The 17,342-nt window shown below is 37.3% G+C and carries 13 protein-coding genes and 1 pseudogene; 9 read left to right on the top strand and 5 right to left on the bottom strand.

Annotated elements, in window-relative coordinates; all coding sequences use genetic code 11:
• Positions 1–19: 19 nt before the first annotated feature.
• Positions 20–1,528, bottom strand: a complete 1,509-nt coding sequence (locus LEP1GSC202_RS17885; protein ID WP_015679119.1) for a cryptochrome/photolyase family protein — start codon at positions 1,526–1,528, stop codon at positions 20–22.
• A 96-nt stretch (positions 1,529–1,624) separates the two neighbouring features.
• On the opposite strand from LEP1GSC202_RS17885, the gene LEP1GSC202_RS17880 reads away from it, so the two are divergent.
• The 3 genes from LEP1GSC202_RS17880 (at position 1,625) to LEP1GSC202_RS19770 (ending at position 4,380) form a co-directional block, all read left to right on the top strand.
• Complete coding sequence (locus LEP1GSC202_RS17880; protein WP_015679138.1) at positions 1,625–3,010, top strand: ethanolamine ammonia-lyase subunit EutB; 1,386 nt, start codon at positions 1,625–1,627, stop codon at positions 3,008–3,010.
• Between the two features lie 5 nt (positions 3,011–3,015).
• The gene (gene eutC / locus LEP1GSC202_RS17875; protein ID WP_015679158.1) at positions 3,016–3,792 is read left to right on the top strand and encodes an ethanolamine ammonia-lyase subunit EutC; all 777 of its coding nucleotides are present in this window, start codon (positions 3,016–3,018) and stop codon (positions 3,790–3,792) included.
• A gap of 306 nt (positions 3,793–4,098) precedes the next feature.
• Positions 4,099–4,380, top strand: a complete 282-nt coding sequence (locus LEP1GSC202_RS19770; RefSeq protein ID WP_083930049.1) for a cysteine-rich CWC family protein — start codon at positions 4,099–4,101, stop codon at positions 4,378–4,380.
• 51 nt (positions 4,381–4,431) lie between these two features.
• Here LEP1GSC202_RS19770 and LEP1GSC202_RS17860 read toward each other — a convergent pair whose 3' ends face one another.
• On the bottom strand, positions 4,432–5,343 hold the full coding sequence (locus LEP1GSC202_RS17860; RefSeq protein WP_015679170.1) for a CE1 family esterase: 912 nt from the start codon (positions 5,341–5,343) through the stop codon (positions 4,432–4,434).
• Positions 5,344–5,541: 198 nt separating this feature from the next.
• A complete protein-coding gene (locus tag LEP1GSC202_RS17855; protein WP_015679150.1) occupies positions 5,542–6,546 on the bottom strand; it encodes an LLM class flavin-dependent oxidoreductase in 1,005 nt (334 codons plus the stop codon).
• A gap of 202 nt (positions 6,547–6,748) precedes the next feature.
• Here LEP1GSC202_RS17855 and LEP1GSC202_RS17850 point away from each other — a divergent pair, with 202 nt between their 5' ends.
• Entirely contained in the window at positions 6,749–7,555 is an 807-nt protein-coding gene (locus LEP1GSC202_RS17850; RefSeq protein ID WP_015679167.1) for an AraC family transcriptional regulator, read from the top strand.
• A 26-nt stretch (positions 7,556–7,581) separates the two neighbouring features.
• Entirely contained in the window at positions 7,582–8,412 is an 831-nt protein-coding gene (locus LEP1GSC202_RS17845) for an NAD(P)H-binding protein (protein ID WP_015679151.1), read from the top strand.
• A gap of 319 nt (positions 8,413–8,731) precedes the next feature.
• Here LEP1GSC202_RS17845 and LEP1GSC202_RS17840 read toward each other — a convergent pair.
• A pseudogene (locus LEP1GSC202_RS17840) lies at positions 8,732–9,538 on the bottom strand (cellulase family glycosylhydrolase); the annotation flags it as partial.
• A gap of 305 nt (positions 9,539–9,843) precedes the next feature.
• Between LEP1GSC202_RS17840 and LEP1GSC202_RS17835 the strand changes: the two are divergent.
• Together LEP1GSC202_RS17835 and LEP1GSC202_RS17830 are read left to right on the top strand one after the other, a co-directional pair.
• Positions 9,844–12,012 (top strand): neutral/alkaline ceramidase, encoded by a 2,169-nt coding sequence (locus LEP1GSC202_RS17835; protein WP_015679128.1) that lies wholly within the window; start codon positions 9,844–9,846, stop codon positions 12,010–12,012.
• 95 nt (positions 12,013–12,107) lie between these two features.
• Positions 12,108–12,770, top strand: a complete 663-nt coding sequence (locus tag LEP1GSC202_RS17830) for a TetR/AcrR family transcriptional regulator (RefSeq protein WP_015679099.1) — start codon at positions 12,108–12,110, stop codon at positions 12,768–12,770.
• On the opposite strand, the gene LEP1GSC202_RS17825 is transcribed toward LEP1GSC202_RS17830, so the two are convergent.
• Positions 12,771–13,424: a TetR/AcrR family transcriptional regulator gene (locus tag LEP1GSC202_RS17825; protein ID WP_015679109.1), complete on the bottom strand. Its 654-nt coding sequence runs from the start codon at positions 13,422–13,424 to the stop codon at positions 12,771–12,773.
• Between the two features lie 120 nt (positions 13,425–13,544).
• Between LEP1GSC202_RS17825 and LEP1GSC202_RS17820 the strand changes: the two genes are divergently transcribed.
• Positions 13,545–15,545, top strand: coding sequence for an oxidoreductase (locus LEP1GSC202_RS17820; RefSeq protein WP_208597424.1), 2,001 nt, complete (start codon positions 13,545–13,547; stop codon positions 15,543–15,545).
• A 10-nt stretch (positions 15,546–15,555) separates the two neighbouring features.
• Positions 15,556–17,304, top strand: coding sequence for an acyl-CoA dehydrogenase family protein (locus LEP1GSC202_RS17815; RefSeq protein ID WP_015679184.1), 1,749 nt, complete (start codon positions 15,556–15,558; stop codon positions 17,302–17,304).
• Positions 17,305–17,342: the final 38 nt, after the last annotated feature.

The following is a 17,342-nucleotide window of genomic DNA, read 5'->3' as shown; positions in this document are numbered from 1 at the left end:
TCGGAATCAAAATGAACCCTCACGGTATTGGTGCTGTTGTTGTTAATTTCTCCTTCCAAACCTTTGCAATTTGGTATAATGTTTCCTTTCGTTCCGTTTGCATTCGGTTTAAATTTCCCACGAGGACGGAAGTTCTTGGGTTTTTGGAAAAAAGTTCTTTGTGTTTTTCGATAAACGACCAATACAATCCATCTACTGCTTGTTCCCATTCTCCCTTGGGAAAGTTCCCCATTTTTTGGTAATAGTTGGATCCGCAAAAATAAGGTTTCGTTGCAAAAATTCCACCGTCACTGTAAATCGCCATCCCATATACATTTGGTCCCATTACCCAATCAGAAGAATCGATAAACATTTCCATAAACCATCGATAGGCTTCTTTAGGTGAAATTTCTAAAAGTAACATAAGAGAACCTACAACCATCAACCGTTCGATGTGATGTGCATAACCATACCTTTGGCATTTATGTATTACGTGGTCAAGTGGGGGGATACCAGTTGTACCATTATACCAGTGTTTGGTGATATGTCTGGTATGAGAAAAATAATTCTTATTCGTTTGTTCCTCATCAAAGTTTTGATAAATTCCCCTAATAAATTCTCGCCAACCAATGATTTGGCGGAGGAATCCTTCTAATGAGGCGATCGGAATATTGTTTTTGTTTGCAAAATGAATTGTTGTATCAATGACTTCCTCCGGAGTTAGTAGTCCAGTATTTAAAAATGGTGTGAGAACTGAATGTTGTAAAAAGGGGTATTCCAAAGAAAAAGCGTCTTCATAAGGACCAAATTGATCCAATCTCTCTCTAACGAAATGATTTAACCATTGTTTTGCTCCGTTTCTCGTTGTCGGTAACCAAAAAAGTTTTGTATTCCCTGGATGATTGGGAAACTGAGACTCCACCAGAGAAAAAACTTCAAGTTCTTCTTTAGAAAATTTTATTTTCGGAATTTCTGGAGCTTTGTATGACTTTGGTAATTTCTTTCTGTTTTCTGAATCAAAACTCCATTTTCCTCCGGTTGGTTGCCCATCCACATCGATTAAAATATTTTGTTTTTTACGTTGTGATTCATAAAATGTTTTCATAAAAGGTTTACGAACCGACTTTAAGTAAAATTTAAATTCAGACCTTTTGGTTAAAAACATGGGAGACTTATGTTCTATCCATTGGTATTTATTTTTATCCAGTAGATCTTTCATTCTTAATTCAAAAAAATGATCTTCGATTTCAAAAAAATGGACTTCAGAAATAGAATTTGCGCTTAAAAATCTAAGAAACTTTGTTTCATATGTTTCGGAATGATCTCCAAATTTTTCATAATGAACGGTAAATCCAAAAGTTTCTAATTCATTTGCATAAGCTCGCATTGCCAAAAAGAAAAAGAGAATTTTTTGTTTGTGGAATTGGAAGTAGGTACATAGCTCTTTTTCTTCTCGCATAAACACGATGTATTCAGACCGTTTTTCTTTTGTTATCTTTTTTGAGAGATCAAAGAGTTGGTTCCCAAGAATGAGTAGGGCTTTTTTCATTTGTTCAGTTTTTAGACAAAATTTTCACCAACGGTAATGCCAATCACACTAGGAAAAGTAGTATTCGAATGAAAAAAATTAAGTTATAGTGTCTCTATGAGTTTTCATATTATACTCGGCAGAAGAACTTACCAATTCAAAGACCTCAAAGATGTAATGGCGAAAGCAACTCCACTGCGCTCCGGAGATTTGTTGGCCGGAATTGCTGCAAAAAGTCAAGAAGAACGTATCGCCGCCCAAATGGTACTCGCTGATATTTACCTTTCTGAATTTTTGAATACTGAATTAATACCAGCAAACATAGATGAGGTGACAAAACTTATATTTGACTCTCATGACAAAGAAAAATTTAAAACCATTTCACATTTAACTGTTGGTGGATTTCGAGATTTTTTACTTTCTGAGCATACCGATGGAATCCTTTTAGAATCTATTCGTATGGCCCTCACAGCAGAAATGGTGGCAGCAGTTTCCAAATTAATGTCAAACCAAGATTTAATTCTTGTGAGTCAAAAAATTCGAGTTGTTTCAAAATTTAGGAACACTATAGGTTTGCCTGGTCGATTATCCGTACGATTGCAGCCAAACCATCCAACGGATGATCCAAAAGGGATCGCTGCCAGTATTTTGGATGGATTACTCCTTGGGAGTGGTGATGCAGTGATTGGAATTAATCCGGCCACAGATCATGTTCCTACTTGTATTTCCTTATTGGAGATGTTGGATCAAATCATTCAAACCTACAAAATCCCTACCCAATCATGTATCCTAACACACGTTACTACTTCCATCGAAGTAATGAAAAAAGGAGCACCATTGGATTTGGTATTTCAATCCATTGGAGGTACTGAGGCATTAAATAAAAGTTTTGGTATTAACTTAGATTTACTCGCGGAAGCACACGATATGGCACTATCTTTAAAACGAGGAAATATCGGTCAAAATGTGATGTATTTTGAAACTGGTCAAGGGAGTGCTTTGTCTGCAGGTGCTCACCATGGAGTTGACCAACAAACATTGGAGGTACGAGCGTATGCAGTTGCCAGAAAGTTTTCTCCATTACTAGTGAATACGGTCGTTGGATTTATTGGACCTGAATATTTATACAATGGAAAACAAATCATTCGTGCTGGTTTAGAGGACCATTTTTGTGGAAAATTAATGGGATTACCAATGGGGGTTGATATTTGTTACACCAATCATGCTGATGCTGATCAAGATGATATGGATACTTTACTCACTCTGCTTGGTGTCGCGGGATGTAATTTTATAATGGGAATTCCAGGTGCCGATGATGTAATGTTATCTTACCAAAGTACATCCTTTCACGATGCTTTATATTTAAGGCAAGTTTTGGGTTTAAAACCGACACCTGAGTTTGAACAATGGTTGGTTGACTACGGTATTTTTTCTAACGGTCAAAAATTTTTACCGGTGGAAAATCAAATTGTTTCTATGTTTGAAAATGAAATGAGGTTTTAAATTTAATGTCAAGTTTGGAGAAATGGAAACAATTCACTCAAGCAAGGATTGGTTTAAATCGGTCAGGTGGTTCAATTTCCACCAATGAAATGTTAAAGTTTCGTTTAGACCATGCCAAGGCAAAGGATGCTGTTTTACTTGAGCCGAATTGGGAATTGATCGAAGAACAAACAAATCAACTTTCTTCAAAATATGGAATCAAAAACATTTTTGTAAAAAGTAAAGTATCTTCCAAACAAGAATATTTATTAAGGCCAGATTTGGGACGAAGTCTTTTAGAAGGATCAAATGTAGATTTAATACCAACACAAAACGGATCTGATTTAAGCATTGTGTGCATTGATGGATTGTCAGCTGAAGCGATCGATGAAAACTTAATACCTTTTTTAGAACTTTTGTTTGCAGAAATTCAAAAAACAAAATTGAATCTTTCTCCACTCGTCATCGCAAAATGGGGTAGGGTTGCCCTTGGTGATGAAATTGCTGAAAGATTACGTGCAAAAATTTGTCTTGTAATCATTGGGGAAAGACCAGGACTCAGCGCTGCCGATAGTTTAGGAATTTATTTAACTTATGAGCCGAAATTGGGTAATACGGATGAAAGTCGGAATTGTATCTCAAATGTGAGACCTATGGGCCTTCCCATTCCTCTTGCAGTGAAAAAAACAATGTATCTGATTCAGGAATCTTTGGCACAGAAAAAATCTGGTGTCCTTTTAAAAGACCAAATGCCAAACGAAACCCATTCCCTATCACAGGAAAAAGTAATCCCTGAGAATTGAAGTTAAAGGATAAGTGATTTAATGTAGTTTTTAAAGGAAATCTAATCGATTTTAAAAACACTGAATTGACAAAACTTAGGCATCTAGTTCTCTGAATACCATTCCGGGAGGAATGAGGTGCAATTCCTCAACTGACGGTGCAACCGTAAATTTCATTCCTTCATCTTTGGTTTGAAAAAGTCGGATCTTCCCACAAATGATTCGCCCGTACACGATCATTCGTTCTTTCATAGAAAGGGTCCCGGACAATTTAGCCGGATCACCATTGTACCATTGATGTGATTCAAACAAATTAGGAGTCGCATCATGAAAGAGATTGTAAATTCACAAGACGTTCCAAATCCAAATGAAAATCAAAATTTGAATAGGAAACACGAAGATAAAATTTGTCCTCATTGTTTGCGAATATTCGAATGCAAAGTTGGTTCCATCCAACTTTGCCAATGTACAAATGTTCAGTTGACGAAAGCTGAAACTGAATATTTGGCAATACAATATAACGACTGTTTGTGTTTCCAGTGTATGGAAGTTTTGGCCTTCGAATACAGAATGACTCGTAGGCTTTTGGATCTACCATGGCAACTATAATTAAATAATTTTAATTAATTCAGGAAAGCTAATGGAAGATTTCCAATTTAATTATAGAGAATTAAAAAAATCCCACATAACATCGTTGGCAATGATTGCTTTTGAAGGTGGCCCTCCGCCTAACAAAATAGAGGGTTTTTTCCCACCGGGCCAAGAATGTCCTCCGTCTTCCGTAACACAAAGTTTCACTTTGACGCCACCTTTGCATTCAGAATATTCTTCACATTTGACTTCTTCTGTATTGAGAACTATGTTTGGTTTCGGATTACATCCATTGAACTCTACCCATTTGGATATCGTTTTTGGAACCGAAACAAAATCTGTAATGAGAGTCCTGTCAGTAAAACTGGAACCTGCTCCACCATAAAATAAAACTTTGTCATCGTTTTTTGCATGGATATGAAAAATCGAAATTGGTTTCGTTGGCCGGCAATCAATGGTATTATCAGTTCCTGCAACGGCAGTAATGGCTAAAAATTCGTCTGTCATTGAACAGGCAAGTTGGTATGACATCATTGCGCCATTTGACATACCCGTTGAAAAGATTTTTTTGGAATCAACCTTTAATGTTTGTTTTACATGAACTAAAATGGCTTTGACAAAACCTATATCATCACTATTTATTTTTTTTGCCTCTCCACAACAATTCCCTGCATTCCAAGTTGCGATCTTTCCTGATTGGTATACACTATAACCATTGGGAAAAATGACAATATGTCCAAGTTCCTCGGACTTCGTAATTTGATGGTAATATTCTTCATTTGATTGGATTTCCATATCCCCACCACCACCATGAAACACGAATAAGAGGGGGACTAACTTGTCGCCTGAGTAAGATTTGGGAACATGGATTTTATAATAACGAATTTGATCTTTGTGGTTTAAAGAAAATACATAATCACCTGGAAGTGTGATGGGACTTGCTAAATCGGTAGATGATTTAGGAGCAGGTAACTCCTTCATTTTCTTCTGGAATTTTTCTTTTAAGTTAGATCGTATGTATCCCCTTTCGCAAGATCCAAAAACGAAAATACAAAAACAAATCCAAAGGTAAATAGAGATAGGTTGTTTCACCGTTCCTTCCTGATTGCCAAGAAACCAAAGACAATCCTTTGGAAAGATAGAATCAAAAATAAAGAGAAAAACAAGGAAAAAAGGTTGTTACTTTACTGAAACCTTCGTTGTGATTTCATCTTTAATTGCCATTAACAATTCCAATGAGTGAATTCTTTTTTTGATTTCGTAAATGGAAGAGACAACCATAATTTCGTTAATATTTAGCCCATCTGTTAAATCTTTGATTTTGGAGATGATGGTTTCTTGTGTACCAACTGCAGAAATTGATAACATTTGTTGGGCCATTTGTTTTTCAGCTTCTGACCAAAGAGAATCCATATTGGATACCGGTGGAGGGAAAGGGGTTCGTTTGTTTCTTAAAATTCCAAGGAAGGACTGTTCAACACTTGTGAATAAAAATTTTGCTTCTTCTTCCGTATCAGCGGCAACGACATTCATTGCCATCATTACATACGGTTTGCCCAAGTATTGAGAAGGTCTAAATTGTTTTTGGTAAATTGTAACGGCATCCTTCAGATGAGTGGGAGCAAAATGTGAAGCAAACGCAAATGGTAATCCGAGTAATGCAGCCAGTTGGGCGCCAAACAAACTTGAACCTAATATCCAAACAGGCACATTGGTTCCAAATCCAGGGATAGCATTTACTTTTCCTTCTTCACGATCAGAGGATAAGTATTCGAGTAATTCTTTCACATCTTCTGGAAAATGTTGAGAAGCCATGGGATCTCTGCGTAATGCTCGTAAGGTGAGTTGGTCAGTTCCAGGTGCTCTCCCCAATCCTAAATCAATTCGATTTGGGTATAAACTTTCTAAAGTTCCAAATTGTTCTGCGATGACTAGCGGAGAATGGTTGGGTAACATGATTCCACCAGCTCCCACTCGAATTCTTTTTGTATGACTAGCAATATGACCGATGACTACTGAAGTGGCTGCACTGGCAATCGAAGGGAAATTATGATGTTCAGCGATCCAAATTCGATTGTATCCCAATGATTCAGAAGCTTTTGCAATCTGGACACTGTTTTGGATTGCATCCCGTGGAGTTTCCCCTTGGTTGATAAAAACTAAATCTAAGATTGAAAATTCCATGTGCAATTACACGATTTCAGATCGTGATCATTTCTGTAAATGGCGAAATCTTTCAAATTTAAAAGTAAGTTTAGAATCGGATACGCCTGTTATGTGACAAAAATCAAGTTTTCAAAAAAATAGTATAAAAAATGAAATCGATTTGATGCTTCTCTTTGTCTAAGCAAACATAGTTTTTTGAAAGAGTTATTTCATAAAAAAAATGAAAATCCACATAACAAAAGGAAAAATTCCAAAAGAATTAAAATATGTGGCAAAAGACCTTTACATCTATGAATCAAATCATCAGAAAAAGGAAACCCTTTCTTTTTTTGCAGATGGTATTCCTGGACTTGCGTTTTTTCATTCACGTTCACCTGTTCGAGTCATCGTTGGAAATCTTTCAAAAGAAATGGAACCTGTTTTTATCTATGGGCAAACTTTAGAACCAATTCAGATTGAAATAGAAGGTCCATTTTTTTTTATGATGGTGCAACTTTTTCCTAGTTTCATTGGAGCAACATTTGGAATCCCGATAAGAGAACTTACGAATTCATGTTGGACCATTCCAAAATCAGAATGGCAAAGTGAATCTTATTTTGAAATCTCAATTCACAAACATTCAACTGAGATAGCAAAGGATGCAATCTTTCGATTTTTATTAAACAAATCTATAAATTTTACCCCTGACATCACATTACAAACATGTATGGAAACAATATTGAACTCAAATGGGAATTGTGAGATCAAAAGGATTGCAAGTTCGCTTGGAATGTCGGAACGGACTTTGCAACGGAAATTCCAACAATATGTAGGTTTAACACCAAAACAATTTGCGACGATCATTCGTTTTCAAACAAGCTTACAAGAATTAAAAGATGAAGAAAATACAAAATTAACTGAGATCGCCTATGATAATGGTTACTCTGACCAATCTCATTTTATCAGACAGTTTAAATCATTTACGAAAGAAAAACCATTTCAATTCAGAGAAAAAAAAGAATCAATGTCGGGTTTGTCCAATTTTTAATTTTATATCTTTGTTAAGCTAATGGCATGAAACCATTAACATTAATATTAGGATCTAGTGGAAAAACTGGATCTAGAATCGTAAATAAACTCAACCAATTAAGATATCCATTGCGATTGGGAGGAAGAAAGACTATACCCGCATTTGATTGGGAAAAATCAGAAGGATGGGATGAGGTGATTCAAGGTATCGACCAAATTTATATTTCTTACCAACCTGATTTGGCGCATCCAAATTCAATCCATCATATACAGAAATTAATCGAACTTTCTAAAAAAAACAATGTAAAAAGATTAGTTTTACTATCAGGTAGAGGTGAACCAGAAGCCTTCGCCTGTGAAAAGTTAGTTGAGAACTCAGGGTTGGAGTGGACCATCTTACGATCTAGTTGGTTTTCTCAAAATTTTAGTGAAGGGATGTTCCTTGGTCAGATATTAGAAAGAAAAGTAATTTTCCCAAAACTAAAATCTACGGAACCGTTCGTCGATTTGGAAGATTTAACTGATCTTGCCGTTGATGCTTTGGTGAAAAATGTTCATATTGGAAAAAAATATGAGTTAACTGGACCAACACTACTAAGTTTCCAAGATGCGTTTGGTCAAATTGCAAAGGAATTGAATGAGACCATATCTTACGAAGAAATTCCATTGGATGCATACGTCACTATGTTAAATGAATATGGTTTGGACCAAGAAACCATTTGGCTCATTCGCTATTTGTTTGAAACTGTTTTAGATGGAAGGAATGAATCTGTAGTGGACGATTTTGAGAAAGTGATGGGTAAAAAACCGAAAGATTTTACGAATTATGTGAAGGAGACAGCAAAATCGGGTATTTGGGATGTCGTAAAAACATAAATTATCACACCCAATGAATTAAAACCACCTTAACAAAGGAAATTGAGTTTAGGTGGTTCAGTGTATCTTCTATTGTATCTCTTTTATTTTTGTATTGGTAATGTTTTTGATACAAACTCTTTTACAGTTCATTCGGATAACCTCCGTAAGTCATTTTTCCAATCATATAAATGGGACTTTTCCCTTCGGATATTACCCTTTGGTTTAATTTCGATTGGAGTTCTAACAAAGTTGATAATGGATAGGTTGTGTTTTCTTTGTTTACGATCAGAGCGTAATGATAAGACGAAGATTCGTTCTCATCTGGATCCAAATCATCCCAGAGGTATTTCGTCTGCATATAACGAACACCAGCTGAAGTATTTACGGGTGCATTATTCCAAAAATTTCGGAATGCTCTTCGTATAGCCTCATTTGTTAAATTGTTTTGGCTCCAACTAGCACAAACAATCCCACAATATTCTTTTGGATAATTTCCATTTTTGGTGATCCAAAGTGGGGCACCATTCCCTGTGTGCCATGAATTTTGATTGAAGAGGTTTCTCGAGAATAAGTCTTGGTGGTAATCAACCAAAACATAAATTCGTTTTGAAGTGGCTTTTTTAATTTGTGTTACCACTTCATTTAAATAAGATTCATCAAAGGTATCAACTTCTGGATGGACACCTTCCCACGCAATCGTATAACGAATCATATTCGATCCAGTTGTTTTTGAGAGGCCCTTGAATGCCTCTTCCGCATCGTTTGCATTCCGGAATGCTTTAAATCCATGTTCTGCTAATTTTACATTCCCAGAAACATTAAAACCGCGAAAGGATACTTCACGTCCTAGTCCGTCGATCCAAATGGCATCAATCCAATCCCCGTAGGATTTATTTGTTACAGAAAGTTCTCTTTCTTCGGAAGAGTCGATGTAATTGAAGTCATGCAATAGGGAAGAAGAAACATTCAAATTTCTAATTCCATTCGTCACTGCTGGGTCAACTTGTGTGACATTTGATGATTGTAATAAGGGAAGTAGATTTTTAATCCCCTCCTCTTTGGGCGCACAATACAAATGTAAGGTGACTAGTATCAAACTAGTAAATTGTTTTTTATATGAACGTGGTTCGTTTGGGTGTTCCATAGTTTCCTCGGGCTCGCATTTCACGATTCTGGACAGTTCCATACTATTAGCCGACATGTGTTGATTAAAAAATGACACACTAATACCATCATTTTTTCCAAACCAAAAAGACAGTTTGCGAAGAATCGGCAAATAATCCCAATATCTGAACACTGCTCAAATAATACCCGACTGCTGTCGATTATTTAATTGCCATATTTTTAACATCGTTTAGACTTATCCTCCAGAATTGGCCCAAGGGATTCCTTCGGATGGATTCATGCGAAAAAAAGTTAGATTGAGAAATTTAGATTCGGAGAGAGTATATGAATTCCAAAATGATTCCTTGGGTTCGCGTGAGTGTATCCATTGTATCCTGCCTTTTTTTGTTGGTTTGTTCCGACAAAAAATCATCACAATCCAATTCCGCCTTACTCAGTTTAGTTGGCGCAAATGAAACACAAACAACGAATGAAAATGGTTCGGATCTGTTATCTAATGGGGGAATGGGTCGTGTTGTAGCGCCAAGTCTTGGTTCGTCGCCATATTTAATTGGTGTAGGAATTGCCGATATCACTGGACCTGCGGCAGAAGTTGGGATGATGGGATTTGCAGAAACTGCTCAAAAGACAGAAGGGATTTATATGCGCCTTTGGTCGAGAGCTTATATCATCGGTGATGTTTCTAAACGTGTGGTCTTTGTAAGTGCTGATTTAGGTATGATATTTCAGTCTATCAAACAAGCTGTTAGTAAAAAGATAGCAACGGATTCAGAACTTGCTCCATTTTATTCGGAAGCAAATGTTTTGTTATCAGCTACACACACTCATAGTGGTCCTGGTGGGTATTCACATTATTTTTTATACAATGCAACCACTTCAGGTTTCATAAAAGAAAACTTTGATGTGATTGTGAACGGAATTTATAAATCAATCAAATTGGCCCATCAAAATTTAGTGCCAGGTAATGTGTATATCAATCAAGGGGAACTAACAGATGCTAGTAAAAATCGTTCCGTTGTAGCTTATGATAAAAACCCAATTAGTGAACGAAATTTTTATGCTTCCAACGTTGACCAAACGATGACAGTTTTAAAATTGGTTGCTGCCGATGGTAGAGAACTTGGTATGGTGAACTGGTTTGCAGTACATCCAACCAACGTGGGTCCTACAAACAAACTCATAGGTGGAGACAATAAGGGTTTGGCTTCTTATTTATTTGAAAAAAACAAAGGAACAAATTATTCTGCAAATCAAACTTTTGTAGCAGCTTTTGCTCAGTCCAATTCGGGAGATGTAACTCCGAATTTATGGGGTCCTGCGGATGGTGTGAATGATTATGCCAGACAAAATATCATAGCAGACAAACAATACCAGAAGGCAATGAGTCTTTACCAATCAGCGAATACCCAAGTTTCGGGATCTGTTGACTTTCGACACACGTATGTTAATTTCTCAAATTTATATGTAAGCAGTGTGGGAACCACCACTTGCCCTGCTGGTATGGGAGCTTCATTTTCAGCGGGTAGTGTTGAAGATAATGCTGTATCAGTTGATTTTTTTGATGAAGGAACTACTGTTGATTCACTCGATTGGAATTCAAATGCTGCAGATGCATTTAAGGCAAGTTTCCTTGGTGGTGTACTTGGTGTTTTATGGCCAAGTTCTGTTAGTGAGTCGTATAAACTTTGTCATGCGGAGAAACCGGTTCTCATTCCTACTGGAGTAGCTAGTTTTGATGGGAACCCTTGGACACCACCAATCATCCCACTCCAAATTATAAAAATTGGAAATTTATCGATTTTAGCGATCCCTGCTGAAGTATCGACAATGGCAGGGAGAAGGATTCGTTCCCTCGTGAATAATATTTTGGAAAATGATTACACCGTTGTTGCGGCACTTTCTAATTCTTATACATCCTATCTCACAACAAGAGAAGAGTATTCTTCTCAACAATATGAAGGAGCATCTACTCAATTTGGTCCCCATACATTGAAAGCTTATGAACAAGAATTCGGGAAACTTGCAAACGCATTACGATATGGGACAACGGTTCCAAGTGGACCTACACCTCCTGATCTCACAAATTTCCAAGTTACATTTCAAACTGGAGTCGTATTTGATGACGTACCACTTTTTAAAAGTTTTGGAAATGTTTTTACTCAACCGGCTTCGACATATGCAAGTGGTGCAAAAGTAACGGCTGTTTTTTGGGGCGCTCATCCTAAAAACAATATGTTAATTGGTAGTAGCTTTGTTGATATTGAACGTCAAAATGGTTCTAGTTGGACTGTTGTGGCACGTGACAATGATCCATCCACAACTTATAAATGGCAAAGAGATGGGATCGCATATTCGAAAATCACAACAACATGGGATACAAAGTCGTATCCAAAAGGTACCTACCGTATTCGACATCGTGGCCATTGGAAATCTGGATGGACTGGAGCCATAACCGCCTACCAAGGGGTCACAAACAACTTTACGATCCAATAATCATCTGAACATTCACCTCGCCTGGCCCGAGAAGGGTCAGGTATTTTTATTTGCAACGGGATTGACTGGGTGAGATTCCCTAAGATGCTCGTACTATGGATAAATTGGTAGACGCATCCCTCTCTCCTGACCTTGCATCAAGGCCGTTTAAATTCACAAGTAAACAAGGTAGGAACCGCCGCGCCCAACTTCTATCGATTGCGTTTGAACTCTTACGAGAAAAAAATCCAGAAGAAATTAGTTTTGCTGATATTTGTAAAAAAGCAAAAATTCCAAGGCCATCAGCGTATCATTTTTTCCCAAATGTAGAAGCGATCTTTCATGGAATTCGTTTGTTACATTCAGAAGGTGTCGTTGAAAAACTGATCGCATTAAAAAATGAAACGTTTCAAACATGGAAAGAATACATCGAAAAATCCATTGACGTAGCTGTAGAAGTGACCAATTCTGAAATTGCATTCCCAAGACTCATTTATGGTTATCGAATGAGTAATCCCGAAATGAGACTCGTTGGGCAAGAGTTGGATGCAAAATTGGCGAATCTCACCAAAGAAGGGTTAGTTCAAAAATTCCAATTGGATAATTTAGATACCTTAGACCAAGTATTTGGTGTTGCGATCTCGATTGCCGATTCACTTTTGAAATTATCCTATCGAACCTATGGTGATTTTACCCCTTGGATGGTAGCTGAGGCAAAAAAAGCAACGATATCGTATCTACTCAATTATTTCCCAGAAGTATGCAAAGTAAAACAGTAGTTAGATTTTCATTCCATTGTAAGCGTATTCTGTTACAGTTTGGATAAATTTTTCCATTTCATTTATATCATTTTTCATTTGAAGTCTACCTTCTAAAAACAACATGGCAATGCCATGGATCATTGCCCATGATGCCAAAGTTTTTTCTCTGGTTTGGCCTTTCTCAAGATAACCTAAGTTTTGGCCCATTCTAATAATCTCATGTAACTGACGATAGGTTCTTCTAGATACCGATGACAAAGTAGGATGTAAATTTGTCTCAACTCCCATTCCACCAAACATAATTCTTGCGAACTGTCGATTGTTCATGATGAATTGGAAGTAGGTCCAACCTAGGGCTCTGTAACGTCCTTTAAAATCTTTTTCAGTTTTTTCTAATTCGATCTGATAGGTTTCAAAGTATTTTTGAAAACCAATTTCTGCAATTGCAGAAAATAACGCGTGTTTGTTTTCGAAATGATGGTAACTTGCAACATGACTCACACCTGCTTTTGCTGCCACCTTTCTCAGTGATATTTCTTCGAGTGAAGTTGTTTCTAATAACTCAACTCCTGCTTGGATCAAAGTCTCACGAACATTAACGCTGTTTAATTTGTTCGGACGGCCGACCCGAGGAGTTTTTTTGGGTTTCCCTTTCGATTTTTTTGCCACCATTTCAGGCCATTTTGATTCCTTTTTGGTTATTTGAATAGCAGATATTTACCGTTGGTAAATTATTGCTTGTTTCTGAATTGAAATATATTACCAATGGTAAATTATTTCATATTTGAAGGAATTTACATGAACCAAGCATTTACCCCCATCCAACTTGGAAAACTGACCTTACCCAATCGATTTCTTATGGGTTCGATGCATTTAGGTGTGGAAGGCGAAACAGGTGTTGCAAACCGAATGGCAACTTTTTATGGCAAACGGTTTGAAGGGGGAGTTGGAATGATTGTGACAGGTGGGATCAGTGTCAACGAAGAAGGAAAAGGATCCAAGTCATTCTTTCAATTTTTAGATCCAAATCATGCAAATGAATTAAAATTAATGAACGAGGCACTCTCTGGGAAAGGGATTATGTGTGCCCAGTTATTCCATGCTGGGCGTTATGCCTTTGATAGAAATTGTGTGGCTCCTTCGGCAATACGAGCACCAATCAATCGTTATGTTCCAAAAGAGTTGTCTGAAGAGGAATGTTGGAAGACGATAGAGGATTTTGGTCGATCGGCAAAAATTGCATACGAAGTAGGTTTTGGGGCAGTAGAAATCATGGGGAGCGAAGGGTATCTACTCAACCAATTTTTCTCACCCGTAACGAATCACCGAAATGACTATTTTGGTGGAGATGCCAAACGCCGTATGAATTTTTCCATCGAAGTGTTACGAGCTGTTAAAAAAAATCTGCCGGAAGGATTTCCAATTGTGTTTAGAATGTCTGGAATCGATTTGATACCTGGTAATCCAAGTTTTGAAGAAGTGGTTGGATTATCAAATGCCTTACGCGATGAAAACGTAACGGCGCTTAACATTGGTATTGGGTGGCATGAATCAAGAGTTCCAACGATTAGCCAGTTGGTTCCTAGAGGTGCGTGGGTTCCCATTGCTCGTCGTATCAAAGAACAAACACCAGGTGTTCCTATTATTGCATCCAACCGAGTGAATGATGTCTCAACGATTCATCAAATTTTTTCAGAACAAAGTGTTGATATAATTTCGATGGCTCGTCCTTTCCTTGCCGATCCTTACATCATTCATAAATTACAAACAAATCAATCTAATCGAATCAATACTTGTGTGGCTTGTAACCAAGCTTGCCTTGATCATGCCTTCCAAGAAAAACATGTTTCTTGTATTGTGAATCCAATGGCGATGAATGAAGAAAAGTATGTGGTGCATAAAACAGATAAACCTAAAAATGTATTGGTCATAGGTACAGGTCCTGCTGGACTTGAGGCCGCACGTGCTTCCAAAGAACTGGGACATGATGTTACCATTTTTGAAAAACGTGATCAAATCGGTGGCCAATTCCAATTGGCATCCCACATTCCAGGAAAATCCGAATTTAATGAAACCATTCGGTATTATAAAAATGAACTAAAAGAGATTGGAGTGAAAATCCAATTGAACCAAGAGGCTACGATACAAAGTATCCAATCTCAAAATCCAGATGTTGTGATTTTTGCAAGTGGAGTGGTTCCAAGGGCGTTTCAATTAAAAGGATTAGAACTATTACCGCATGGAAGTTATGCGGAGTATCTGACAGGAAAATTTGTTCCTGGGAACAGAGTCGCTGTGATTGGAGGAGGGGGAATTGGTGTTGATGTAGCTCACCGATTGACTGAAGATCATGATCCTACATTGGAATCGTACAATAAAAAATACAATATCGCATCCTTTACGAATGCAATTGTACAAAAAGAGACAGTAACTCGAAAGGTAGCAGTATTTCGAAGGAATGGAAAACATGGAGCGGGACTTGGTCCAACAACATTTTGGGCACTCAAACAAGAGTTAGAATCTGTAGGGGTTGAATTTTACCAAGGACTAAGTTACAAGGAAGTTACCAAGGAAGGACTTATCGTAGTTTTTAAAAATGGAGATGAGTTTTTGTATCCTTGTGATTCTATTATTCTCTGTGTTGGGCAAGAAAAAGAAGATTCTTTATATGAAGAATACTCGAAAAAATTTCCAAATCAAAGGGCAATTCTAATTGGAGGAGCCAAAGACGCTCGAAACATTGACGCCAAACGAGCATTTTACGAAGGAATAGAAGCAGCATACAGTATTTAAGGAGTAGAATATGATCGCTAATAATTATTTTTCAGATGATAAGGATTTACAGTTAATTTTTACCCAATTGATTGATTGGGAAACAATCGTGAGAGAAACAGAAGGGGAAAACTTTTTTGATCACAAAATTTATAGTGATACTAAAAACAATCGTTATGAGATGGCCCCATCTTCTTTAGAAGAAGCAATTGAGTTGTATACTTCCAGTTTGGATGCAATGGGAGATTTTTTTGGTAAAGATGTATCACAGAAATCGCAGATCATGGACCGTAATGAACTCAAATATGAGAATGGAAAAGTAATTTTTCCTAAGGAAACGATTGAAATTTATGAGAAATTTCGAAGTACCGGGCTTATGGGTTATTCATTGCCAAGAGAAGCAGGTGGCTTAAATTTTCCTGCTACTGTGGGTGCTTTTTATGCAATGATAATGGCAAGAGCTGATGTTGCATTTTGTATGACAACAACACTTCTTAATTTGGCTCAGATTGTATCTAGATTTGGAACGAAAGAACAAATTGAAACTTATGCGACAAAAGCGGCAACAGGTGAATCTTTATTTGCAATGTCTCTCACCGAACCTGACTTTGGTTCTGATTTGAATAGTGTGAGAACTGTCGCTGTTAAACAAGAAGATGGATCATATCGACTAACAGGTACAAAACGTTTTATATCACAAGGTTGTGGTCTCGGAGAATATCCTGCTCTCCTGTTGACTTTGGCAAGAACAGGTAAACCAGACGGTGGAGCGAGAGGCCTTTCTGTATTTTTAGTGAAGAGTACAGATATCACAGTCGCAGGCATCGAAAAAAAGATGGGACTTCACGGTTCTCCCACTTGCGAAATTGTTTATGACAATAGTTACGGAGAAATATTAGGTGAAGAGGGACTTGGGCTTACTCGTTATACAGCAGGAATGACAAATTTTATGAGGCTTGTGAGTGCCTCTGGAGGTTGTGGTGGTGGGACCGCAGCATATTATGAATCTCTAAAATATGCAAAAGAAAGGAACCAATTTGGAAAACCGATTATTGAGATTCCAGCTGTTTATGAAATGGTGAATAAAATCAAACGTGAGACCAATGCGATGAGGTTACTAACTTTAGAAACCGCTCGTGTGATTGATATGTACCAACACCATCAAATTCGAATGGAAAAGGAAGGAAAAGCCGACCGGGATATTCGAAAAGATGAAAAAGTAAAATATTGGTCCACTCTTGCGTCCAACCTAACTCCCATTGCAAAATATTATAGTTCAGAAGAAGGGCATAAATGTACTAGCATCGCTGTACAGGTATTTGGTGGAGCGGGTTATACTGAAGATTATGATATCTCTAGAATGTTTCGTGATTCAAGAATCAATACCATTTATGAAGGAACTTCACAAATTCATGTCCGAATTTCGACAGGAGCGATCCTAGCTGGAATGGCGGGGGATGGAAATTTTAGAAAGTATCTCAATTCTTTGAAAGAAGAAATTCCAAAGCCTTCCACGTTTTTACTCGAACAAGAAATGTTGTTGGAGAAATCGATTCTAGAAATGCGAAAAATTGAATCCGAAACAAGGAAAGAAACTGTTGCAGAAAATTTAATGATCCAGATGGCTCGTTATCTTTGTACTTTATTATATGAAAAGGCAATTCCAAAGATAATGGACCAAAGTGAAAGGGAGACCTGGGAAAAAGATTGCCGTTCCTATGCCATCGATAGTGCAGCTACGGCTCAATCTTCATTGTATCGCATACAATATTTTGAATAAGATGATTGATTCCAAATGGAGATGAAAACTCCAATGGC

Origin of the sequence: Leptospira yanagawae serovar Saopaulo str. Sao Paulo = ATCC 700523 (assembly GCF_000332475.2) — a bacterium.
GTDB lineage: Bacteria > Spirochaetota > Leptospiria > Leptospirales > Leptospiraceae > Leptospira_A > Leptospira_A yanagawae.
This window is presented reverse-complemented; position numbering and strand designations above follow the sequence as displayed.

Excerpts from the sequence above, each read along its gene's own strand:
- LEP1GSC202_RS17885 (WP_015679119.1), bottom strand. The coding sequence starts at position 1,528 with ATGAAAAAAGCCCTACTCATTCTTGGGAACCAACTCTTTGATCTCTCA.
- LEP1GSC202_RS17880 (WP_015679138.1), top strand. The coding sequence starts at position 1,625 with ATGAGTTTTCATATTATACTCGGCAGAAGAACTTACCAATTCAAAGAC.
- eutC (WP_015679158.1), top strand. The coding sequence starts at position 3,016 with ATGTCAAGTTTGGAGAAATGGAAACAATTCACTCAAGCAAGGATTGGT.
- LEP1GSC202_RS19770 (WP_083930049.1), top strand. The coding sequence starts at position 4,099 with ATGAAAGAGATTGTAAATTCACAAGACGTTCCAAATCCAAATGAAAAT.
- LEP1GSC202_RS17860 (WP_015679170.1), bottom strand. The coding sequence starts at position 5,343 with ATGAAGGAGTTACCTGCTCCTAAATCATCTACCGATTTAGCAAGTCCC.
- LEP1GSC202_RS17855 (WP_015679150.1), bottom strand. The coding sequence starts at position 6,546 with ATGGAATTTTCAATCTTAGATTTAGTTTTTATCAACCAAGGGGAAACT.
- LEP1GSC202_RS17850 (WP_015679167.1), top strand. The coding sequence starts at position 6,749 with ATGAAAATCCACATAACAAAAGGAAAAATTCCAAAAGAATTAAAATAT.
- LEP1GSC202_RS17845 (WP_015679151.1), top strand. The coding sequence starts at position 7,582 with ATGAAACCATTAACATTAATATTAGGATCTAGTGGAAAAACTGGATCT.
- LEP1GSC202_RS17835 (WP_015679128.1), top strand. The coding sequence starts at position 9,844 with ATGAATTCCAAAATGATTCCTTGGGTTCGCGTGAGTGTATCCATTGTA.
- LEP1GSC202_RS17830 (WP_015679099.1), top strand. The coding sequence starts at position 12,108 with ATGGATAAATTGGTAGACGCATCCCTCTCTCCTGACCTTGCATCAAGG.
- LEP1GSC202_RS17825 (WP_015679109.1), bottom strand. The coding sequence starts at position 13,424 with ATGGTGGCAAAAAAATCGAAAGGGAAACCCAAAAAAACTCCTCGGGTC.
- LEP1GSC202_RS17815 (WP_015679184.1), top strand. The coding sequence starts at position 15,556 with ATGATCGCTAATAATTATTTTTCAGATGATAAGGATTTACAGTTAATT.